The organism is Nioella ostreopsis (assembly GCF_004000255.1).
Classification (GTDB): Bacteria; Pseudomonadota; Alphaproteobacteria; order Rhodobacterales; family Rhodobacteraceae; genus Nioella; species Nioella ostreopsis.
This window is the reverse complement of the sequence record NZ_RCIQ01000017.1, coordinates 45302-67438: the sequence shown is the minus strand read 5'-3', so window position 1 is coordinate 67438 and position 22137 is coordinate 45302. Positions and strand designations below refer to the sequence as shown.

The 22137-nt window shown below is 64.4% G+C and carries 22 protein-coding genes; 10 read left to right on the top strand and 12 right to left on the bottom strand.

The window, feature by feature from the left end; genetic code table 11:
• Nucleotides 1-133: 133 nt before the first annotated feature.
• Together EP237_RS16750 and EP237_RS16745 are read left to right on the top strand one after the other, a co-directional pair.
• A complete protein-coding gene (locus tag EP237_RS16750; RefSeq protein ID WP_127562051.1) occupies nt 134-727 on the top strand; it encodes a uracil-DNA glycosylase family protein in 594 nt (197 codons plus the stop codon).
• Complete coding sequence (locus tag EP237_RS16745) at nt 724-1512, top strand: SseB family protein (protein ID WP_127562050.1); 789 nt, start codon at nt 724-726, stop codon at nt 1510-1512. Before EP237_RS16750 ends, EP237_RS16745 begins: the two co-directional genes overlap by 4 nt.
• A gap of 88 nt (nt 1513-1600) precedes the next feature.
• Here EP237_RS16745 and EP237_RS16740 read toward each other — a convergent pair whose 3' ends face one another.
• From EP237_RS16740 to EP237_RS16715, 6 genes are read right to left on the bottom strand one after another with little or no spacing between them, the layout of a single operon-like run.
• Nucleotides 1601-2533: a 2-hydroxyacid dehydrogenase gene (locus EP237_RS16740; protein ID WP_127562049.1), complete on the bottom strand. Its 933-nt coding sequence runs from the start codon at nt 2531-2533 to the stop codon at nt 1601-1603.
• 10 nt (nt 2534-2543) lie between these two features.
• Nucleotides 2544-3683, bottom strand: coding sequence for a rod shape-determining protein RodA (gene rodA / locus EP237_RS16735; RefSeq protein ID WP_127562048.1), 1140 nt, complete (start codon nt 3681-3683; stop codon nt 2544-2546).
• A complete protein-coding gene (gene mrdA, locus EP237_RS16730) occupies nt 3680-5626 on the bottom strand; it encodes a penicillin-binding protein 2 (protein WP_127562047.1) in 1947 nt (648 codons plus the stop codon). The genes rodA and mrdA overlap by 4 nt, the downstream gene beginning before the upstream one ends.
• Complete coding sequence (locus EP237_RS16725; protein WP_127562046.1) at nt 5623-6156, bottom strand: rod shape-determining protein MreD; 534 nt, start codon at nt 6154-6156, stop codon at nt 5623-5625. The genes mrdA and EP237_RS16725 overlap by 4 nt, the downstream gene beginning before the upstream one ends.
• Entirely contained in the window at nt 6149-7090 is a 942-nt protein-coding gene (gene mreC / locus EP237_RS16720; RefSeq protein ID WP_127562045.1) for a rod shape-determining protein MreC, read from the bottom strand. The genes EP237_RS16725 and mreC overlap by 8 nt, the downstream gene beginning before the upstream one ends.
• A gap of 35 nt (nt 7091-7125) precedes the next feature.
• Nucleotides 7126-8166: a rod shape-determining protein gene (locus EP237_RS16715; RefSeq protein ID WP_071689319.1), complete on the bottom strand. Its 1041-nt coding sequence runs from the start codon at nt 8164-8166 to the stop codon at nt 7126-7128.
• 264 nt (nt 8167-8430) lie between these two features.
• Between EP237_RS16715 and EP237_RS16710 the strand changes: the two genes are divergently transcribed.
• Entirely contained in the window at nt 8431-9429 is a 999-nt protein-coding gene (locus tag EP237_RS16710; protein WP_164744739.1) for an acyltransferase family protein, read from the top strand.
• A gap of 75 nt (nt 9430-9504) precedes the next feature.
• Nucleotides 9505-10566, top strand: a complete 1062-nt coding sequence (locus EP237_RS16705) for an Ldh family oxidoreductase (RefSeq protein WP_127562043.1) — start codon at nt 9505-9507, stop codon at nt 10564-10566.
• 35 nt (nt 10567-10601) lie between these two features.
• Here the strand turns inward: EP237_RS16705 and EP237_RS16700 are convergent, their stop codons facing one another.
• Complete coding sequence (locus EP237_RS16700; protein ID WP_127562042.1) at nt 10602-12173, bottom strand: 2-isopropylmalate synthase; 1572 nt, start codon at nt 12171-12173, stop codon at nt 10602-10604.
• A 215-nt stretch (nt 12174-12388) separates the two neighbouring features.
• Nucleotides 12389-13183: a glutathione S-transferase family protein gene (locus tag EP237_RS16695; protein ID WP_127562041.1), complete on the bottom strand. Its 795-nt coding sequence runs from the start codon at nt 13181-13183 to the stop codon at nt 12389-12391.
• Nucleotides 13184-13265: 82 nt separating this feature from the next.
• Here EP237_RS16695 and EP237_RS16690 point away from each other — a divergent pair, with 82 nt between their 5' ends.
• Together EP237_RS16690 and EP237_RS16685 are read left to right on the top strand one after the other, a co-directional pair.
• The gene (locus EP237_RS16690) at nt 13266-13934 is read left to right on the top strand and encodes an SDR family NAD(P)-dependent oxidoreductase (protein ID WP_127562040.1); all 669 of its coding nucleotides are present in this window, start codon (nt 13266-13268) and stop codon (nt 13932-13934) included.
• Nucleotides 13931-15460, top strand: a complete 1530-nt coding sequence (locus EP237_RS16685; protein ID WP_127562039.1) for a cryptochrome/photolyase family protein — start codon at nt 13931-13933, stop codon at nt 15458-15460. The genes EP237_RS16690 and EP237_RS16685 overlap by 4 nt, the downstream gene beginning before the upstream one ends.
• A gap of 25 nt (nt 15461-15485) precedes the next feature.
• On the opposite strand, the gene EP237_RS16680 is transcribed toward EP237_RS16685, so the two are convergent.
• Nucleotides 15486-16982, bottom strand: a complete 1497-nt coding sequence (locus tag EP237_RS16680) for a 2-isopropylmalate synthase (RefSeq protein ID WP_127562038.1) — start codon at nt 16980-16982, stop codon at nt 15486-15488.
• A 189-nt stretch (nt 16983-17171) separates the two neighbouring features.
• On the opposite strand from EP237_RS16680, the gene EP237_RS16675 reads away from it, so the two are divergent.
• A complete protein-coding gene (locus EP237_RS16675; protein ID WP_127562037.1) occupies nt 17172-18830 on the top strand; it encodes an NAD+ synthase in 1659 nt (552 codons plus the stop codon).
• Between the two features lie 232 nt (nt 18831-19062).
• Nucleotides 19063-19614, top strand: coding sequence for a 2OG-Fe(II) oxygenase (locus tag EP237_RS16670; protein WP_127562066.1), 552 nt, complete (start codon nt 19063-19065; stop codon nt 19612-19614).
• On the opposite strand, the gene soxR is transcribed toward EP237_RS16670, so the two are convergent.
• Nucleotides 19611-20057, bottom strand: coding sequence for a redox-sensitive transcriptional activator SoxR (gene soxR, locus EP237_RS16665; RefSeq protein ID WP_127562036.1), 447 nt, complete (start codon nt 20055-20057; stop codon nt 19611-19613). The genes EP237_RS16670 and soxR overlap by 4 nt on opposite strands.
• Before the next feature lie 82 nt (nt 20058-20139).
• Here soxR and EP237_RS16660 point away from each other — a divergent pair, with 82 nt between their 5' ends.
• A complete protein-coding gene (locus EP237_RS16660; protein WP_127562035.1) occupies nt 20140-20520 on the top strand; it encodes a VOC family protein in 381 nt (126 codons plus the stop codon).
• Between the two features lie 53 nt (nt 20521-20573).
• Nucleotides 20574-21008, top strand: a complete 435-nt coding sequence (locus EP237_RS16655; RefSeq protein WP_127562034.1) for a DUF1801 domain-containing protein — start codon at nt 20574-20576, stop codon at nt 21006-21008.
• Here EP237_RS16655 and EP237_RS16650 read toward each other — a convergent pair.
• Nucleotides 21005-21607 carry a hypothetical protein gene (locus EP237_RS16650; protein WP_127562033.1) on the bottom strand — a complete coding sequence of 201 codons (603 nt, stop codon included), beginning with the start codon at nt 21605-21607 and terminating at the stop codon, nt 21005-21007. The two genes, EP237_RS16655 and EP237_RS16650, sit on opposite strands and share 4 nt — an antisense overlap.
• Nucleotides 21608-21644: 37 nt before the next feature.
• Nucleotides 21645-22052 carry a metallopeptidase family protein gene (locus tag EP237_RS16645; RefSeq protein ID WP_127562032.1) on the bottom strand — a complete coding sequence of 136 codons (408 nt, stop codon included), beginning with the start codon at nt 22050-22052 and terminating at the stop codon, nt 21645-21647.
• Nucleotides 22053-22137 lie beyond the last annotated feature (85 nt).

Sequence of the window (22137 nt, the reverse complement as noted above, 5' to 3'; positions counted from 1 at the left end):
CGAAGCGAGCGTGACTGTCCGGCGTCGGTGTTCCCGAACGCCTCCGGCAAAAACCAGCCAAGGACGCCGTCGGGTGGGTGCCTCATGGCGACAATCCCTTTCCTTTCCGAGCGCATCACGCTTTCCTGCCGGTATGAGCTTCGATCACCTGGCACAAAAGATCACCCGCTGCAGCCTTTGCATCGACCGCTTCGCGGCAACTCAAACGGCCCATTCGCCCCGCCCGGTGCTTTGGGCCGGGCCGGACGCACGGCTTTTGATTGCCGGGCAGGCACCGGGGATGCGGGTGCATCGGTCAGGCAAGCCCTTCACCGATCCGTCAGGGGATCGGCTGCGCCAGTGGATGGGGGTGGATGAGGACGTCTTCTACGACCGCGACCGGGTCGCGATTGTCCCCATGGCCTTCTGCTTCCCGGGATATGACGCGAAGGGCTCGGATCTTCCACCGCCGCCAATCTGCGCAAGGACATGGCGTGGTCGGGTGCTGGATCTGCTGCCGCAGATAGAGCTGACGCTGCTGATCGGGGGCCATGCCCAGGTCTGGCACCTGCCGGGCAAGGCCGGTGTCACCGCCCGCGTTGCAGCCTGGCGCGACCATGCGCCCCGCGTGATCCCCTTGCCCCACCCGTCCTGGCGCAATACCGCGTGGATGAAGCGGAACCCATGGTTCGAGGCAGAGCTTCTGCCCGCCCTGCGCGCCCGCGTCCAGGAGGTGCTGAAGCCATGACCGAGACAACCCCGATTGACGCCGCCCTGACCGCGATGAATGCCGCGCCCGAGGATGACGCATTGCGGCTGCGCTTCTACGAGCGGTTGGCAGATAGCGAACTGTTCCTTGCCCTTGCGGGGGAAGCGGGGGGTGATGAGATCACCCCGCAGGTCTTTCCCGTTGAGGATGCCAGCTATGTGCTTGTTTTCGATCGTGAAGAACGTCTTGCCGAGTTTGCCGAGGGCAGCGCACCCTATGCGGTTCTGTCGGGCCGGGGCTTGGCGGCGATGGTGGCGGGGCAGGGCATTGGACTGGCGGTGAACCCCGGTGCCGAGGCCTCGATCCTCGTGCCATCCGAGGCGGTGGACTGGCTTGCCGCGACCCTTGCCGAAGCCCCGGACGAGATCGAGGAAACGCCTGAGGAAATCAGCGCGCCTGTCGGATTGCCGGAGGCGCTGATCACGGCGTTGGACGCAAAACTTGTTACGGCTCAGGGGCTTGCGCGGTTGGCATACCTGTGTGGCGTGACCTATTCGGGCGGTCGCAAATCGCATTTGCTGGCTTTTGTCGATCCGGTTCCGGGGGCGGAGCCGGCTTTGGCGCGGGCGGCGGGAGAGGCTTTGACATTCTCTGGAATCGAGGCCGGGGTGATGGATGTGGGCTTCTTTCGGGCGTCCGATCCGGTTTGCGCATCGCTGGCGAAAACAGGGCTTCGCTTTGATCTGCCGGAGCCAAAAAGACCCGAACAAGTGCCGGGCACCGCGCCGGGGATGGATCCGGGGAAGCCACCGAAACTGCGCTGATACCGGGGATTTGGCCGGTCACCCTGCGTACACCCCCTGTACACCCCCCGTACACCCTGCGTGCAGACGACACGCTGTTTTGCCGTGCTCAGTAGCCCGCAGACCTGTCCACGAGATGCAGAAGGGGCTCGCCGGATTCGGACCGCCGAATATTCTCTGCGATGACCTCGGCGGCCGTTTCAGGCCGGGTTTCCGACGCGATATGCGGGGTGACGGTGACCTGTGGATGGTGCCAGTAGGGGTGATCCGCGGGCAAGGGTTCCACTCGGAAGACATCGAGCGTCGCGTGGGCGATCTGGCCATCGTCGAGCGCCGCCAAGAGCGCGTCATCATCAATCAACGGGCCGCGTCCGGGATTGATCACGAAGGCCCCGCGCGGCATTGCGGCCAGGGTCCGGGCGTTCAGGGTATTTTCGGTTGCCGGTGTGTTCGGCAGCAGCAGCACCACAATTTCAGCGGTTGCAAGACACTCTGTCAGCCCGTCTTCACCATGAAAGCAGTTCACGCCGGGGATGGATTTGGGGCTGCGGCTCCACCCCGTGACGGTGAACCCGAGCGCCAGCAGCGTCTCGGCGCAGGCGGTTCCCAGCTCTCCCAGTCCCAGAATGGCGACGGCCCGGTTGCGGGCCAGCGGCGGTATTCTGGGCTCCCACAGGCCGGGTGTGCCCTTGATCTGCGCGTCCATCCCCAGATGGTGGCGCAGCACGTGGCCCGTGACCCATTCGCGCATTCCTTCGCGCAGGCCGGTATCGACCATCCTGCAAAGCGGTACGGTGATCGTGGAATTTCCGACGATGGTTTCCACCCCGGCCCAGAGGTTCAGGATCGCCTTGAGATTGGGGAAGATCGAAAAATCCTGCACGTCGCTGTTGGGGGCGTAGACGATGTAATCCACCTCTTCCGGCGCGGCCTTTGTCACAACGCGGAAATCGGTCAAGCCAGTGGCGGCGATGGCGCGGTTGAGCGGGGCTTCATAGGCGTCCCAACGGTCGGGGCGGGCGGCGAAGAGGATGGTCAGCATGTCGGGTCCTTCAGCGGGGGCGGTGCACATGTGCTGACTGAACCAACCCGAAAGCAGCCATGAGCACAAGCATCGCCGAGCCACCATAGCTGACCAGCGGCAGCGGCACCCCCACGACGGGCACCAGCCCCATCACCATCGCCATGTTGATGGCGAAGTAGAGGAAGAAGGTCGCCGTCACCCCAAGCGTGACCAGCGAGCTGAAACGGTCTTTTGTCTGGATCGCGGTGACGATGCAGAAGAGCAGGATCAGCAGGTAGAGCCCCAGTAGCGAGGCCGCGCCGACGAAGCCGAATTCTTCGGCCAGCGTGGGAAAGATGAAATCGGTCTGCGCCTCTGGCAGGAAATCGCCCCGGATCTGGGTGCCCTGCATGAAACCCCGGCCCGTCCAGCCGCCGGAGCCAAGGGCAATCTGACTTTGGGTGATGTGATAGCCCGCGCCAAGCGGGTCCGAGGACGGGTCGAGGAATGTGTCGATGCGGCGGTACTGGTAGTCCTGCAACAGCTGCCACGCGGTGCCCCGCGAGGCGAAGACAGCCGTCACGATACCGCCTGCCGAGGCGATGACGGCCGCGAAATAGGCCCAGTGGACGCCTGCGCAGAACATCACCGCCGCGCCGCCCACAAGGATCAGCAAAGCGGTGCCGAGGTCCGGCTGAATGAAGGTCAGGAAGGCGGGTACGAGGATGATCGCGACCGGAATCAGCACGAAGAGCGGGCGCGAGACCTTGCGGATATCGAGCCAGTCGTAATAGGCGGCCAGCAGCATCACCACGGTGATCTTTGTCAGCTCGGACGGTTGCAGGCGCATGAAACCGAGGTCGATCCAGCGCTGTGCACCCATGCCGACGGTGCCGAAGAACTCCACCAGCAGAAGCAGGATCAGCGACAGGCCATAGGCCAGCGCCGAAACATTGCGCCAGAACCAGATGGGGGTGAAGGCGACGATCATCATGGCGGTGAGGCCGAGCGTAAAGCGCTGCATCTGCGGCCCGGCCCAGGGACGCATGGAGCCACCGGCAACGGAATAGAGCATCAGGAAGCCCACGCAGGCCACCGCCGTCAGCAGGATGATCAGCGCCCAGTTCAGGTACAGCACCTTGCGTAAGCCCGTGGGCGTGGCCTTCTGGGTGTATTCAAGATAGCTCATGCCCGGACCCGGCCCGTGCTTCGCAGGATCTCCAGCGGCAGCAGGTCCATGTTGTCATGCATCTCTTCGATGTCGCGCCGCAGGCCGACCGGGTAGGCAGACAGCGGCGGCAGCTCGCCATACATGGCACGCAGCAGCAGATCGCGGGCAATGGGGGCTGCGACGGCCGACCCGCCGCCGCCATGTTCCACTACCACGCTGACCGCGTAGCGCGGATTGTCGGCAGGCGCGTAGCCCACGAAGAGCGCATGGTCGCGCCGGTCCCAGGGCAGATCCTCGTTGGCGGTGACGCCGGCCTCCCGTTCGGCGGCGGTGATGTTGCGGACCTGGCTGGTGCCGGTCTTGCCGGCGATCTCGTATCCCTCTTCGGTGACGCGGGCGCCAAAGGCCGTCCCCCGGCGGAAATTGGTCACCGACCACATGCCTTGCCGGATCACATCCAGATGCGCGGCGGGAATGTCGACTTCAGCGAAGGAATCGACACGCTGATTGACGCCGTTCAGGGTGCGGACCAGTTGCGGCAGAATCTGCCGCCCGGTGGCCAGGCGGCTGGTCATGACCGCAAGTTCCAGGGGTGAGCTGAGCACCAGGCCCTGCCCGATCGAGGTGTTCAGCGTATCGCCGACCACCCATTCGCTGCCCCGGTTGGCCAGTTTCCATTCCCGAGACGGGATCAGCCCCGACGCGACACCGGACAGGGGCAGGTCGTGGCGCACGCCAAGTCCGAGACGGCGGGCCATAGCGGCGATGCGCTCGATCCCGACCCTCTGGGACAGTTCGTAATAGTAGACGTCACAGGACTGGGACAGCCCGTCGACCATGTTCATGCGCCCGTGACCGCCCCGGCGCCAGCAGTGGAAGCGGCGAGTGCCGAGTTCCACGAACCCGTTGCAGGTGATGGTTTCCTCGGGCTCGATCAGCCCGGCCTCCAGCCCGGCCAGCGCGGTGACCATCTTGAAAGTGGATCCCGGCGGGTAGAGACCCTGCACAGTCTTGCTGGCCAGCGGGCGATAGGGGTTTTCCGTCAGGCTGCTGTATTCGGCGACCGAGATGCCGCGCACGAAGAGATTGGGGTCATAGGAGGGCGAGGAGGCCAGCGCCAGCACCTCGCCGGTCTCGACCTCCATCACCACGGCTGAGGCGCTTTCGTTGCCAAGCCGGGCCTGTGCATAGTTCTGCAACCCGGTGTCGATGGTCAGTTGCAGATCATCGCCCGGAACGGGTGCTTCGCGGTCCAGTTCCCGCATGACGCGCCCGGCGGAGTTCACCTCGACCCAGAGATTTCCCGCCTCGCCGCGCAGATCCTGTTCCATCCGTGCCTCGACCGCGTAGCGACCGACCTGGAAATCGGGGGTTTGCAGGATCGGGTCGGTGTCGCCGGTGCTTTCCAGATAGTAATCCGACACCGGGCCCACATAGCCGACAACATGGGCGAAATCGGCGCCGAACGGGTAGACCCGTGACAGGCCCACCTCGGGCGTGATGCCGGGCAGGGCGGGCGCATTGACGGCGACCGAGGCGAATTCGTCCCAACTGAGCCGGTCGGCCAGCGTCACGCGGACATGCGGCGCGCGAGCCATCATGTCTTCGCGGGCGCGGTTCAGCGAGGCCATGTCGATATTGATGATATGCGACAGCCGGTCCAGCACCGCGTCCACATCCTCGACATTCTCGCGCACCATCACCACGGTGTAATTCTGTTCATTGTCTGCCAGAAGCTGCCCGTAGCGGTCATAGATCAGCCCGCGCGCGGGTGGCAGCAGGTCGATGCGGATGCGGTTTTCCTCGGCCAGAAGGCGGAAATCATCGGCGCGTTCCACCTGAAGATAGCGCATCCGGGCGGCGAGGATGCCACCCGTCAGCAGCATGAAGCCGCCCATGATCATGGATCGCCGCGTGATCTTGCGGGCGCTGTCCTCGGCTTCTTTCTGGGATCGTTTCATGGCCGCCCGGGCTCTGATTCCACTACCGGCAACTTATCCAGTCCCAAGGCGAATTTCGAGACCAAGACAACCAACGGGTAGATCACGATCGTGGCAAGCCCTTCCATCAGCGCCAGGCCAAGGCTTGGCTGATCGGCCAGCAGCACCCACAGGATCAGCCGCTGCCCGAGAACCATGGCCAGAATGCAGCCTGCAACCATGCCCCATTCAAAGAGAAACGGGGTTTCCGCGATCCCCGCGCGGCGGTTGCGCAGGTATTCGCTGGCCCCGATGGCGAGCGCGGTCCACAGGCCCGGCGGGCGTTGCAGCAGGAAATCGCCGAGCAGCATCAGAAGCAGGATCAAACCGACCGGAACTGCCATGGGCTGGCGCAGCACCCAGGCCAGCGTGAGGCAGAGGATGAAGTCGGGGCCGGGCAGGCCCGGCGTGCCGGTTTCCAGCGGCAACAGGCGGTAGAAGATGATGGCGAGACCAAACAGGACATAGATGGCCCGGTAGCCCCAGATCCGGCTTTGCGCGTCCTCACCCATCGGTGGCCTCGTCCGCGGTTTCGGTTTCGGCAGTTGCCTCGGGGTCAGGGGCGGTCGCATCTGCCGTCGGCAGCGGCCAGGGCGGGCCGATCAGCCCGCCGGGATCGGACAGCGAGGTGCCCGGATGGCTGCGCATGACGCGCAGGAAGTTCAGCCGCGAGAAATCGGCAGAGGGGCGGGCACGCAATCGCCCGTCGCGGTCCACCACCACATGGCCCACCAGCAGGCCGGGCGGGAAGACGCCGCCATCGCCGGAGGTGACAATCCGGTCACCGGGCGAGATGTCTTCGATATCTTCCAGAAATTCCAACAGCGGCAGGCCGGTATTGTCGCCCATCAACAGCGCCTGCTGACTGGAGGGCATGACCGTGACCGGAACGCGGCTGGCGGCGTCGGTCAGCAGCACCACACGCGCGGTGTTCTGGCCCACGCCCGAGATGCGCCCCACGACGCCGAGCCCATCCATCGTGGCCCATCCGTCCAGAATGCCATCGCGCGCGCCGACATTCAGCAGAACGGACCGGCGGAACGGGCTGCCACTGTCGGCCAGAACCAGCCCGGTCACATAGGTCAGTTCCGGGTCCAGCTGCACCCGGTTGAGATCGAGCAGGCGGGCGTTTTCCTGTTCCAGCTGCAAGGCGGCTTCGCGCCAGGACCGCATCTGCTGCAACTCGCGTCTGAGTTCCTCGTTCTGCTGATAGAGCCGTGTGTAGGACTGGAAGTCGTCAACCATCCGGCCAAAGGCGGTGACCGGGGCCATGACCCATTCCAGATTCGGCACGATCCGGTCGGTGATGGCACTGCGCAGCCGTTCGACGCGGGGATTGTCGATCCGCCAGATCAGGACCATGACCGCCAGACACAGGAACAGGACCGCCAGCAGCAGGCGCCGGACGGGTCTGATGTGGCTGCTGTCGGAACGCTCTCGGGCCATGGGATCCTTTTATCGGGGCCGCGACTGGCGGCGGATCAGCTGTCGTAGTCGATAGCGTGACGCAGAAGGTTTTCGTATTCCAGTGCCTTGCCGGTTCCCAGAGCCACGCAGTTGAGACTTTCGTCGGCAACCGAAATGGCCAGCCCCGTCTGTTCGCGCAGGGCGAGGTCAAGTTCACCCAGGAGCGCACCACCCCCGGTCAGCATCACGCCGCGATCGACGATATCGGCGGCAAGGTCGGGCGGGGTGGCTTCCAGCGCGCCCATCACCGCCTCGCAAATCTGCTGCACGGGTTCGGCCAGCGCCTCGGCCACCTGGGCCTGGCTGATCTCGGTTTCCTTGGGCACCCCGTTCAGAAGGTCGCGGCCCCGGATCTGCATCGACGCGCCGCGCCCGTCATCGGGCATCCGCGCGGTGCCGATGGAGGTCTTGATGCGTTCGGCCGTGGCCTCGCCGATCAGAAGGTTCTGCTGACGGCGCAGATAGCTGATGATCGCCTCGTCCATGCGGTCGCCCCCGACGCGGACGGAGCGCGCGTAAACGATATCGGCCAGCGACAGAACCGCCACCTCGGTCGTCCCGCCGCCGATATCGACGACCATGGAGCCGGTCGGGTCGGTGATCGGCATGCCCGCGCCGATGGCAGCGGCAATCGGTTCCGCGATCAGGCCGGCCTTGCGCGCGCCGGCGGACAGCACGGATTGACGAATGGCCCGCTTTTCGACCGGGGTCGCGCCATGCGGCACGCAGACGATGATCTTGGGCTTGGTGAAGGTGGTGCGCTTGTGGACCTTGCGGATGAAGTGCTTGATCATCTCTTCGGCCACGTCGAAGTCGGCGATCACGCCTTCGCGCATCGGCCGGATGGCCTGGATGGAGCCGGGCGTCCGGCCAAGCATCAGCTTGGCATCCTCGCCGAAGGCCAGCGCCTTCTTGACCCCGTCCTTGATCTGATAGGCCACAACGGAAGGTTCATTCAGGACCACGCCCTTACCCTTGACGTAGACCAGCGTATTCGCGGTTCCGAGGTCAATGGCCATGTCCGCGGAAAAGAGGCTGCCGAAAAGTCCGAACATGGTTGAGGAGATCCTGCTTCTATGCGCGCGATGTGATTTATGGCACCTGCGAGAGACTCGGGCGCAATCGGTCCCGCAGACCGCATCGCATATAGGCCGGTGGGGTAGGGCAGGTAAAGGCTTGCTTTGAAAGAAATCAGCGCATTTCCGCCGTAGGCCGTCCAGAGATGGCCATGAATAATTCCACATTTCGGGACAATGAAAGCAAACTTGGGCCCTAGGGGTGAACCCCGATCTTGAGCAGACATGGATGAATCGAGGATCATGGCAGTCATGACCGCGTCTGAACAGTTGCAGATAACCGCCGCCAGCACGGCAGGAGGCCTGAGGAATGGGGGCATCGACGCCGCCCGGCTGGTGCTGGCGTTGATGGTCGTCATGGCCCATTGCGCCAGTCTTCAGGCGGTCAGCCCGGCGGCGCATTTCTATTTCAACAATGGGTTCGCGCGGGTGATCGTGCCGTTCTTCCTGCTGACCACGGGTTATTTCTTTGACCGGCAGATGGCGAAGGGTATTGGCCCCTGGGTCTGGCGCGTGATGCGCGTCTACCTGGGTTGGAGCCTGGTCTTTCTGCCCTTCATCCTGTTCTATCAGGAAATCAGCCTGTACCGGCTGGGATTGACACTGTTCTTCGGCTTTTTCCACCTGTGGTACCTGCCGGCGCTGATCGGTGGGATGATCCTGCTTCATGCCGCACGAAACCTGTCCGACGGGGCACTGATGGCGCTGGCGGCGGTTCTGTTCTGCATAGGTGGGACGGTGCAATATGCAGAAAACATCTTCCTCGACCTGTCCGCGATGCGGAATCCCTATGATCTGCTGGTTCTGACCCGGAATTTCCTGTTCTACGGCTTCCCCTTCCTCGCGCTCGGTCTGCTGATCGCGCGGGGGCGGCTGCTTGCCGGGATCGGCCCAAGGCGGCGATTTGCGTTCCTGATTCTGGCGGTGGCGATGATGATCGTCGAAACCACGCTGGAATATCGCAGCCTAGATCCCGATGGCTTCTATGACCTCACCTTCTCGGCCTTCGTGCTGACGCCGGTTCTGTTTATTTCGGTCCGCGATCTGCCCCTGTCCCTGCCGGGGTTCGACCCCCGGCGAATCTCGATGGTCGTCTATCTCAGCCACCCGCTGTATCTGCTGCCGCTGCGCGAGTTGACGGGATGGGGACCGGTGCCGCTGACGATTGGCACTTTTGCCCTGACCTTCGCCCTTGCACCTGTCTGGATGTGGATCGGGCAGCGCCTTCGAATTCTTCCCTGACCGCGCAAAAAAGCTGCTGCGCAAGCCGTGCGGCTGTGACACCGTCCGGATCGGAGATGTCAAAGAGGCAGGCGCATGGCCCAAAAGTCGGAAAAGCACGGAAAGCTCAATGTATTGGATCGGGTCGCCGTGGCGCCCGAGGTGGCGGCGCGCGTGGCCTGCGGGCTTTTCCGGGCGGCAGGTGCCGCGCCTGAGGTGGCGCGCGAGGTGGCCGATCACCTGGTCGAGGCGGATCAATGCGGGGTCGAGTCCCATGGCATCGTGCGCACGTTGCAATACACGCGGGAAATGCTGGACGGCACGCTCGACCCCAAGGCGCGGCCCGAGATTCTGCGGCAGGATGGCGGGCGGCTGACGGTGCAGGCCCATGGCGCGATCGGCATCCCGGCAATGCGCATCGCCCATGAAGCCGCCGCCGAGGCCGCGCTTGAAAACGGCATTTCTGCCGTGGGCGTTCTGGGGGCGGGTCATACCGGGCGGCTTGGGGCCTTCGGAGAGATTGCGGCGCGGCGCGGCTGCCTGTCCATCGCGCTTGGCGGCGGCAATCGCAAGCGCTGGCGGATGGTGGCGCCCTATGGCGGGCGCGAGGCGCTGTTGCCGACCAATCCGTTTTGCATCGCCATGCCGGGCGGTGACCGGGGGCCGGTGGTGATCGACATCGCCACGTCGCAGGCGGCTGGTGGCTGGATCTATGCGGCCCGCGCGGCGGGGGTGGACCTGCCCGAGGGGCTGATCGTCGACCGCACTGGCGCGCCCTCCCGCGATCCGGAGGATTATTTCAATGGTGGTGCGATCCTACCCAAGGGCGGGCCTTTGGGCTATGGCCTCGCGCTGATTGCGGAACTGGTGGGCGAGGCGATGCTGGGGCCCGTCCTGAAGGGGGAAATCAACTGGCTGGTGCTGGCATTGGACTGCCGCCGCTATCACGAGGCCCCGGCGATGCAGGTGGTGGCGGAAGAAATTCTGGCGGAAATCCGGGTCTCCGCCCCGGCGGAAGGGCGCGGGCCGGTGCAGGTTCCGGGTGAGCGGGAGCGCGATCTGCACGCGACTGCGCAGGGCAAGCCGCTGATGGTGCCGGGCAGGATCTGGGCCGCGATCGAGGAGATGGCACGAGAGATGGGTGCGGAGCCGGGATGAAAACGGCCGCCTTTGCGGGGCGGCCGTTTATGTGATCAGTTCACGTCCTTGTAGGAGACTTCGCGCTTGTCGCTACCTTCACCCAGCTTCTCGCGCCGGACGATCAGGCGGTTGAGCGCGTTGACGTAAGCCTTGACGCTGGCGACCACGGTATCGGTATCCGCCGACTGGCCGGTCGCGATGCGCCCGTCTTCCTCGATCCGGACGGTCACTGTGGCCTGCGCGTCCATGCCTTCGGTCACAGCGCTGACCTGATAGAGTTGCAAGGCCGCTTCGTTCGGGTAGAGCGCCTTGACCGCGTTGAAAGCCGCATCGACCGGGCCGTCGCCCTGCGCCGTTGCCTGATGGTCCTTGTCGCCCACGCGCAGGGTGATGTCGGCGGATTGGGGGGCCTCGGTGCCGCAGATCACGCGCAGGAACTTCAGCTCCAGATGATCCTCGGTACCTGCGGCGGCGGCATCGGTGACGAGCGCAATGAGGTCGTCGTCGAAAACCTCTTTCTTGCGGTCGGCCAGCGCCTTGAACCGCACGAAGAGGTCATTCAACTGGTTGTCGACCATGTCGAAACCGAGGTCCTTGAGCTTGGCGCGCAGCGCCGCGCGGCCCGAATGCTTGCCGAGCGGCAGAGAGGTGCCTGCGAGGCCCACATCCTCTGGCCGCATGATCTCGAACGTATCGGCGCTTTTCAGCATCCCGTCCTGGTGGATGCCGCTTTCATGGGCGAAGGCGTTCTTGCCCACGATGGCCTTGTTGGGCTGCACCGCGAAGCCCGACACGGTCGAGACCCGGCGCGAGATATGCATGATCTTGCGGGTGTCGATATTGGTGTGCCACGGCATGATGTCGTGCCGGACCTTCAGCGCCATCACCACCTCTTCCAGAGCGGTATTGCCCGCGCGTTCGCCCAGACCGTTGATGGTGCATTCGATCTGCCGCGCGCCGCCCGCCACGGCCCCAAGCGCGTTCGCCGTCGCCATGCCGAGGTCATTGTGGCAATGGGTGGCGAAGATCACGTCATCGGCGCCCGGCACCTCTGCGATCAGGCGGCGGATCAGGTCAGCCGATTCCACTGGCGCGGTGTAGCCCACGGTATCGGGGATGTTGATGGTGGTGGCACCCGCCTTGATGGCAATCTCCACCACACGCGCCAGATAGTCCCATTCGGTCCGCGTCGCGTCCATCGGCGACCACTGCACGTTGTCGCAGAGATTGCGGGCATGGGTCACGGTTTCATGGATGCGGTCGGCCATTTCGTCCATGGTCAGGTTCGGAATGGCGCGGTGCTGCGGAGAGGTGCCGATGAAGGTATGGATACGCGGGGAAACGGCGTGTTTCACGGCCTCCCAACAGCGGTCGATATCCTTGTAATTGGCGCGCGCGAGACCGCAGATCGTGGCGGATTTCGCCAGCTTGGCAATCTCGGACACGGCGGCGAAATCTCCTTCAGAGGCAATGGGAAAGCCCGCCTCGATGATGTCGACGCCCATCTCGTCCAGAAGGGCTGCGATCTCCAGCTTCTCGTCATGGCTCATGGTGGCGCCGGGCGATTGTTCGCCGTCACGCAAGGTGGTGTCGAAGATCAACACACGATCTTTGTCGATGGTCATGGGGGTATCCTTGGTCTTAGCCAGATTGTCTTGTGTCGTTTCGGCGCTGGTTCCCCCCTGAGCGGTCGCGCCGAAAGGCACGCTCAGAGGCGGCTAAGGAGAAGAAGAGCGCACAGGTCTAGGCCGCCCGTGGGGGCAGTCAGGGTCGTGATATGGCTGTGCGTCGTCATGGCGGGCATATTACGTGCGGGAAGCGGGATGGGAACCCCCTTTTTTCACTCCAGCCCGAGCTCTGCGTCCGAGGCGATCCGGTCGTATTTGTCTCTCGGTGGCATCGGGCGGTCCGGCCAGTCTGGCGTGAAGGTGAAGCTGGAAACCTGCCGCCCCTCGGGAAGCGCGCCATTCCCCGCCCCGATGGCGTAGTCGTAGTAGAGCTTCACGATCTCGTCGTAGCACACCTGCTGCGCGGCGGGGTGGGCGAGGCAGGCGTCGCGCCAGCGGCGCACGCGGGCGAAGCGCGGCTCGTCGGGGATCTCGAAGCCCTCGTAATAGTCGAGAAACCAGAAGCGCATCATCATCGGGGTGAAGACCAGCTCGGCCAGCCCGAAATCGTCGACCAGCCACAGCCCGCCGGGATTGTGGTGGTCGAGAAAATCCGACAGCCACGCGTAGTGATCCAGCATCTTTGCCCTGAAATCCTCGGCCTTCGCCCGGTCGCGGTTCATCACCATCATGTAGCCGGTCATGGTGAACGGCCCCTCGCGGGTGATCATCATCCGTTCCACGGCGCGCTCATAGGGGTCGCTGCGGGCCACCGGGGTGTCGGCAAACCGTTCCTCCACATAGCGCATGATCACAAGGCTTTCCTTCAGGATGCGCCCGTCCTCGGTTTCCAGAACCGGCAGGGCGGTGGTGCCACGGGTCTTGGCCAGCAATTCCGGGTCGCGGGGTTTGGTGATGTCGACCACGCGAAACTCCACCGCGTCGCGCAGGCCCTTCAGTTCCAACAGGATCTCGATGCGCTGCGAGAAGGGGCAGACGGGGATGTGGTAGATGATGGGCTTGGTCATGGGCGCGTCCTTTTCCGGTTCGCCCAGAATGCCGGGGCATGGCGCGATTGACCAGAGCGTCGGGCGCATTAGCTCCCGTCCCATGACACAGGACAGAACACTCATCATCGGCGCCTCGGGCGGGATCGGCGCGGCACTGGCGGACGCGCTGGAACCGCGCGGTGAGGTCGTGCGCCTGTCGCGCAGTGCGGACGGGCTGGACCTGACGGACGAGGCCAGCATCGCGCGGGTTCTGGGCGCGCAGGAGGGCACGTTCGACCGGGTGCTGGTCACGACTGGCGCGCTGCAGATCGACGGGGCGGAGCCGGAGAAGACCATCCGCACGCTGGACCCCGCCGACATGGCCGCACAGTTCGCGTTGAACGCGATCGGTCCGGCGTTGGTGCTGAAACACCTGTTGCCGCTGGTGCCGCGTGACCGGCGGTCCGTGGTCGCCGTTCTGTCGGCGCGGGTGGGGTCGATCGGGGATAACCGGCTTGGCGGCTGGATCAGCTACCGCGCGGCCAAGGCGGCGGTGAACCAGATCCTGCGGACCTCGGCCATCGAATACGGGCGGCTGCGCAAACAGGCGATCCTCGTGTCTTTGCATCCGGGCACGGTGCAGACGCGGCTGACCGGCCCTTACCTGGCGCGGCACGGATCGGTGACACCCGAGGAGGCCGCGCAGAACCTCATTCGTGTCATCGACGGGCTGTCGCCCGCTGACAGTGGCCAGTTCTTCGATTGGGCGGGCAAGGCGGTGCCGTGGTGAGCCCGCGCCTCGTGCTGGTTCTGGGCGATCAGCTGACGCTCACGGTGGCGGCGCTGAAAGCGGCTGACCGGGCGCGCGATGTGGTGGTCATGGCGGAGGTCGCGGCGGAAACGGACTATGTCGCGCACCACCCCAAGAAGATCGCGTTCCTCTTTGCCGCCATGCGCAAATTCGCTTCGCGCTTGCAGGAGGACGGCTGGCGCGTCGCCTATACGCGGCTGGATGACCCGGACAATGCGGGGTCCATCGGGGCGGAGTTGCTGCGGCGGGCGGAAGAGGTCGGGGCGTCTGAGGTTCTCGCCACGGAACCCGGCGAATGGCGCCTGATCGAAGCGCTGCGGGATCATCCGCTGACCGTTCACCTGCTGGAAGATGACCGGTTCCTTTGCACACATGCGGAATTCGATGTCTGGGCTAAGGGCCGCAAGGCGCTGCGGATGGAGTTCTTCTACCGCGAGATGCGGCGCAAAACAGGTTTGTTGATGGACGGCGTCCAGCCCGAAGGCGGGCAGTGGAATTTCGACCACGACAACCGCAAGGGGCCGCCCAAGGGGCTTTCCGGCCCGGTGCCACCCCGGTTCGAGCCCGACGACGTGACGGAGGAGGTGCTGAACCTCGTCGAGACACGGTTCGACACCCATTTCGGCGATCTGCGGCCCTTCTGGTTCGCCACCGAGCCTGCGCAGGCGGAGCAGGCGCTCGATCACTTCATCGCCCACGCCCTGCCGCGTTTTGGCGATTACCAGGATGCGATGGTGAGGGGGCAGGATTTCCTCTTTCATTCGGTCCTGTCCGTCTACATCAATGCCGGGCTACTGGACCCGCTGGAGGTCTGCCGCCGGGCGGAAGCCGCCTATCGCGCGGGCGTCGCGCCGCTGAATGCCGTTGAGGGGTTCATCCGCCAGATCATCGGCTGGCGCGAGTTTGTGCGGGGGATCTACTTTCACGAGGGGCCGGACTACGCACAGCGCAACGCGCTGGACCACAGCCGCAAACTGCCGCCGGTCTACTGGGGCGGAGAGACCCGCATGCGCTGCATGAAAGAGGCCGTTGGCGTCACCCGGCGCGAGGCCTACGCCCACCATATCCAGCGGCTGATGGTGACCGGCAATTTCGCCCTGCTGGCCGGGATCGACCCGGGCGAGGTCCATGAGTGGTATCTGGCCGTCTACGCCGACGCCTATGAATGGGTGGAAGCGCCCAATACCGTGGGCATGAGCCAGTTCGCCGATGGCGGTGTGGTGGGGTCGAAACCCTATGTCTCATCCGGCAATTACATTTCGAAGATGTCGGATTACTGCAAGACCTGCGCCTATGGCGTGAAGGTCAAGACCGGTCCCGATGCCTGTCCGTTCAACCTGCTCTATTGGCACTTCCTTGGCCGCCACCGCGACCGGTTCGCGCAGAATCCGCGCATGGCGCAGATGTATCGCACCTGGGACCGGATGGAGTCATCCCGACAATCCGAGATCCTGAGCGACGCGGACGCCCTGCTTTCCAGTCTGGATGCAGGTGAGCCTGTCTGATGGGGCAGGCTCTGCCCGGTGCTCGTCACTCGCTTGCGGGTTCCCCGTTGCCGGTTGCCTCGGTCGGGGGCTCGGGTGTCGCTTCATCTGACGTCGTGGTGTCCTCTTCGGTCGCATCCGCGTCTGGATCGGCATCGACCACGAGACGGCCCTCTTCCCACATGCCTTGTACGACGCGCGCTTCCTGATCCTCGGTGGCGGCGTAGGTCATGGTGCCCGCGCCCTGCCGCGTACCGTTCACGAAGCGGCCCTGATAGACATCGCCATTGGCATAGGTGGCGCGGCCGGTGCCGTTGATCTCTCCGCCCTGCCATTCGCCGGTATAGGTGAAGCCGTCGGGCATGGTCAGCGTGCCCTCGCCCTCGCGCTGGCCCGCGACGAAGCCGCCCTCGTAGACCGTGCCATCGGCATAGGTGGCAATGCCCTGCCCGTGGCGTAACCCGTCCTGCCACGCGCCCTCGTAGCGGTAGCCGTCGGTGTAGGTCATGACGCCCTGACCGTGCTGGCGGGCGTTCAGGAACTGGCCTTCATAGACCAGCCCGTTGGCATAGCGTGCGACGCCAAAGCCCTGAATCACCCCTTCGACCCATTCGCCGTCATAGGTGGATTCGTCGGCATAGGTGATCATCCCGCGCCCATGGGCGAGGTCATTGCGGAACGCGCCTTCGTAGACAGAGCCATCGGGATAGGTGACCGTGCCGGTGCCCTCGATCCGCCCGTCGATCCACTGGCCGACATAGAGGTATCCGTCAGCGCCGCGGAACTCGCCCTGCCCATGGCGGCGATCATTGGCGAACGCGCCCTCGTAGCGGTCGCCATTGGCATAGCGCACCACGCCCTGCCCCTGCCGCTGGCCGTTCACGAGCTGGCCTTCGTAGACATCGCCATTGGGTTGCGTCAGCGTGCCGGTGCCGTTGATCTGGCCCGCCTGCCACTGGCCTTCGTAGATGACGCCATCGGGCATCTCCAGCCGGCCCTGGCCCTGACGCTGGCCGTTTTCGAAATTGCCCTCATACACCGCGCCATCGGGGTAGGTGATGCGGCCCGCGCCCTGTTTCAGCCCGTTCACCCACTGGCCTTCGTAGCGATAGCCATTGGGGCTATCCATCGTGCCGGTGCCGTGATGCAGCGCATTGCGGAAGCCGCCCTCGTAGCGCACGCCATTGGCATAGAGCGCCACGCCCTGGCCGTTGATGCGGCCCTCGGACCATTCGCCCTCATAGGTCGAGCCATCGGCGAAGGTGATCGAGCCAAAACCATGGGGACGCCCTTCGGCAAAGGCCCCTTCATAGATCGAGCCATCGGGGAACACCGCGCGGCCCTGGCCGCGAATTTCGCCATCGACCCATTCGCCGGTATATTCATAGCCATTGGGCAGGCGGTAGGTGCCGGTGCCATGCTGGACCCCGTTGCGGAACGTGCCCTCGTAGATCCCGCCACCTTCGTACATGTGGATCTCGACTTCACCGCTCTCTTGCGCCCAAGCGGCACCGGACAGCAACAGCGCGGTGCTGCCTGCCATGAAAACGCGGTGTAGGAAGCCCTTACCTGCTTGGCCCACCATGTGCCCCCTTTGAGGTTTTCGTTGCCCGTGTCGCCGATAAACCTAGTGGAGGGGGATTAACCTCGCAATGTCTTTTGGCCCGGGTGGCTTGGCGGCGGGCGGTGATCTGCTAAAAGGCGGCTTGATACCGACCCGAGGCGAGGCCCCATGTCCGACAGATTCCGAGTAACGCTCGCGCAGCTCAACGCCACCGTCGGCGCGCTGGAGGCCAATACCGCAAAGGCGCGAGATGCATGGGCCGAGGCAAGAGCCGCCGGAGCGGACCTGGTCGCTTTCCCCGAGATGTTCGTGACCGGCTACCAGTTGCAGGACCTTGTGCGCAAACCCGCCTTCGCCGCCGATGTGGCCCGCGTGGTGGAAAAGCTGGCCGCCGATTGTGCCGATGGCCCCGCCATTGGAATCGGCGGGCCCTGGCCCGGTGGCGACAAGCCCTTCAACGCCTATTTCATTCTTCAGGGCGGCAAGGTGCAGGCGACAGTTCTCAAGCATCACCTGCCCAATTACAACGTCTTCGACGAAAAGCGTTATTACCATGCGGGTGAGATGCAGGGGCCGGTTCAGATCGGTCCGGTGCGCATCGGCTTCCCCATCTGCGAGGATTGCTGGTTCGAGGATGTCTGCGAAACGCTGGAAGAAACCGGGGCCGAGATCCTGATTTCCCCCAATGGCTCGCCCTATCATCGCGGCAAGATGAACATCCGCCAGGCCGTGACCGTGGCGCGCGTGATCGAAACCGGCCTGCCTCTGGCCTATCTCAACCTCACCGGCGCGCAGGACGATCAGATCTTTGACGGGGCGAGCTTCGTGCTGAACCCCGGCGGGGCGCTGGCCGTGCAGATGCCCTTCATGGATGAGGTTCTGACCCATGTGGATTTCGAGCGCGGCGATGAAGGCTGGCGCGCGGTGGAGGGCGTCAAGGCGCATCTGCCCGATGAATGGGAGGCCGATTACCGCTGCATGGTCGAATCGGTCCGCGATTATCTCGGCAAGACCGGGTTCAGGAAGGTGCTTCTGGGGCTGTCAGGCGGCATCGATTCCGCCATCGTGGCGACCATCGCCGCCGATGCGCTCGGGCCCGAGAATGTCCGCTGCGTGATGCTGCCGTCCGAATATACCTCGACCGAGTCGCTCGAAGATGCCGCCGCCGTGGCAAAGGCGCTTGGCACACGGCTCGATACCGTGCCCATCTCTGGCCCCCGCGCCGCGATGACGGAGGCGCTGGCGCCGCTCTTCGCCGGGATGAACCCGGACCTCACCGAGGAAAACATCCAAAGCCGCCTGCGCGGCGTGATCCTGATGGCGTTGTCCAACAAGTTCGGGGAAATGCTGCTGACCACCGGCAACAAGTCCGAGGTCGCCGTGGGCTACGCCACGATCTATGGCGACATGGCGGGTGGCTACAACCCGATCAAGGACATGTATAAAACCCGCGTCTTCGAAACCTGCCGCTGGCGCAACGCCAATCATCGCCCTTGGATGCTGGCCCCCGCAGGCGAGGTCATCCCACCCCGCGTCATCGACAAGCCCCCGACCGCCGAGTTGCGCGAGGATCAGAAGGACGAGGACAGCCTACCACCCTATGAAGTGCTCGACGTGATCCTCGAGATGCTGATCGACAAGGAAGCCTCGGTCGCTGACGTCGTCGCCATGGGCTATGACCGCGAGACGGTGAAGAAGGTCGAAAGCCTGATCTACATCTCGGAATACAAACGCTTCCAGTCCGCCCCCGGTGCCCGCCTGACCGAACGCGCCTTCTGGCTCGACCGCCGCTACCCGATCGTGAACCGCTGGCGCGACCCGAGCTAGACCCTTTCATCTTGGTCCAAGTACCTCGGGGGAGTCGCCGATAGGCGACGGGGGCAGCGCCCCCTTTCTTTCCCCTAAGCCACTCATCGCGCGGCGCAGCCGCGCGCGGGTCGACGTGCCGAAGGCACGGCGAAAAACCCGTCGCAATCCGCCCCTCCGGTCGCTTTCCGGCGCGACGGATCACGTGACATCTGCCATCCGCGAGGATCATTATTCGGACCGCCTCCTTCCCATGATCCAGATCCACACCGTCCGCGCAGCCTTCACCCCGGAGGATTGCGCTCATATCACCACCTTGGCCGAATCTGCCCCTGCGCAGGATGCGGGCCTCACCCGCAACGCCACCGACCACAATCTGCGCCGGGCCGACCTGGTCTGGCTGGATGAGGTGGCAGAAGCCGATTGGGTGATGGACAAGATCATCGCACTGGTGCGGGATGCCAACCGGCAGGTCTATGGCTATGATCTGACCGATTTTTCGGAATCCGCACAGGTCGCCCGCTATGGGGCCGACCGGCAGGGGCATTTCGATTGGCATTCCGATATCGGTGACGGGCGGTTCGCCTCGAAACGCAAGCTCACGATGGTCGTGCAACTGTCGGAGCCGTCCGACTATGCGGGCGGAATGCTCGAACTGATGCCGGGGGCGGGGATCGTCACCGCCGATACCGCGCAGGGTGCGGCAACGCTCTTCCCCTCTTTTGTGCTGCATCGGGTGACACCGGTGACCGAGGGTGAACGCCGTTCGCTCACCATCTGGTGCCATGGACCGGCCTTCCGCTAGCCGTCGATGATGTTGCGCGGCCCCGCCCCGCGTGCGCCCTTCTCATCGTCGGGATTGTAGAGCGCGCAGCTCTTCAGGCTCAGGCAGCCGCAGCCGATGCAGCCATCCAGCTTGTCCCGGGTGCGTTGCAGCCGGTCGATGCGCTCGTCCAGCACCGCGCGGAAGCGGCGGCTGATCCGTTCCCAATCGGCCTTGGTGGGGGTGCGCCCCTCGGGCAGCCTGGCCATCTCCTCGCGGATCTCGCTCAGCGAAAACCCCAGTTCCTGTGCGATCTTGACGAAGCTGAGCCGCCGAATGTCCGACCGCCGGAACTGCCGTTGCCCGGCGGCGGTGCGGATCGGATGCACCAGCCCCTCGGCCTCGTAATAGCGGATGGCGGACACGGCCATGCCGGTCCGTTCGGCAATCCGGCCAATCGGCAGCATATCCCCGGGGCGGCGCATGAAGAAATTCCTTGAGCTAAAGTGAACTTTAGCAATTACACCATGAAACCGGAAAGCGAATCAACCGTGAAGGAGACCCGATATGACCGCAGCCTTTCTGGAACATGTGAACGTAACCGTCAGCGACCCGCAGGCGATGGCCGACCTGCTGGTCGATCTCTTTGGCTGGCGCATCCGCTGGCAGGGTGAGGGCAAGGGAGGAGGGCATTCCATCCATGTGGGCAACGAGGACAGCTACGTCGTGGCCTATAGCCAGGGTGGCCAGATGAAGGCCCCCGACCGCTACCGCACACCGGGCGGGCTGAACCATATCGGCGTGGTGGTCGAAGACCTTGATGCGGTCGAGGCGAAGGTGAAAGCCGCAGGCTACCACCCGCATAACCACGGCGACTATGAACCTGGCCGCCGGTTCTATTTCGACGGCCCCGACAATATCGAGATCGAGGTGGTCAGCTACGCCTGACCCTTCGCTGGCGGGCCATCTGCTGCTACTCTCCCGTGGCAGGAGGCCCGCCCATGTCCAAGGCAGAGAACAAAACTACGGTCACGCCGGTCGATCCCGCTGACTTCATCGCAGCGCTCGACCATCCGACCCGCCGGGCCGATTCTTTGGTTCTCGACGGGCTGTTCCGGCGGGTGACGGGATTTCAGCCCCGCATGTGGGGACCCACCATCATCGGCTACGGCCAGTATCACTACACCTATGACAGCGGGCGTGAGGGCGATTTCCTCGCCACCGGCTTCAGCCCCCGCAAGGCCAACCTGTCGATCTACATCCTGCCGGGTTATGCAGATTTCGGGTCGATCCTTGACCGGCTTGGCAAGCACAGGATCGGCAAATCCTGCCTCTATGTGAACAAGCTGGCCGATATCCACCTGACCGTGCTTGAGGAGCTTGTTCGCGCGGGTCTGGACGATCTGGGCAAACGCTGGCCCGTCCGGGCGAGCTAGCGCAGCACCGTTTCATCCGCGATCATGCAGGGCATGGGCCGGTTGCTCAGCCCGGTCAGCACCACCTGCCCGGCGGGGGTAATACCCAGGTCGATCGTGCCCTCCGGTCCGTCGCCGCCAAAGACCACGTTCCATGCGTCGATATCCTGCGTCAGCAGCGCATAGCCGGGAGAGATCCAGATCAAGGCAGGGTCGGTATCGAAGCGGGTCAAGTGGAAGGGGCGGGCGAATTGGGGGCAGAGAAGATCGACCGGCCCGCGCGCCAGCCCCTCTCGTTCGCCGTTCAGATAGGGGCCTTCCAGAAGCTCCGCTGCGTAACCCGCTGCAATGGGCAGCATGCAGGCGGGTGGCGCATCCGTTCCCAGACAATCATCGAGCTGCCCGTATACCATCTCGGCCCGCAACCCGAGCGCGGCCCAGGTGCCGGGATGCAGACCGGGCGTTTCGCGAACCTCAGTTATCAGCGCCTCCATCTCCAGCGTGACGGCGCGGGTCAGCGGATCGGAACAGGCTTGGGACCAGAAAGCGCGGGGCGACTGTGTGCAGGGGTCGGCCAGGGCCGCGCCAGTCATCAGGAAAAGGCAGAACAGAATACGCATGAGGCCAGCTTGCGCGCCGTGCCGCGCGGGTCAAGTGTTACTCCCACCAGGGGTCAATTTCGGCGATATCCGCGTCGGACCAGCCGAAGTGATGGGCCAGCTCATGCACCAGCACATGGCCAATCAGGTGGCCAAGCGGGATATCGCCCCGATCCGCCCATTCCTCCAGGATCGCGCGGCGAAAAAGCCAGATCACGTCGGGCCTCATCGGTTGATCCATCACCGATTTCTCGGTCAGCGGGATGCCTTCATAGAGCCCGGTCAGCTCATACGGGTTCTCGATCTCCAACGCGTCCAGCATCTCGTCGCTGGCGAAATCCTCGACCCTCAGCGCCACCTGCATGGCCGCGCGCCGGTAGGGCTCTGGCAGGGCCAACAGAGCCTGTTCCGCCATCTGCTCGAAGGCGGCAAGGTCGGGCGGGGTCAGGGGGCTCCAGTCGGTCATGGAGTCTAGATGTGCCGTTGCGGGAGGAATGGGAAGGGGATTGGTGACGGTTTGCCGAAATTCTGTCTAGACTGGCGGGCAGCAG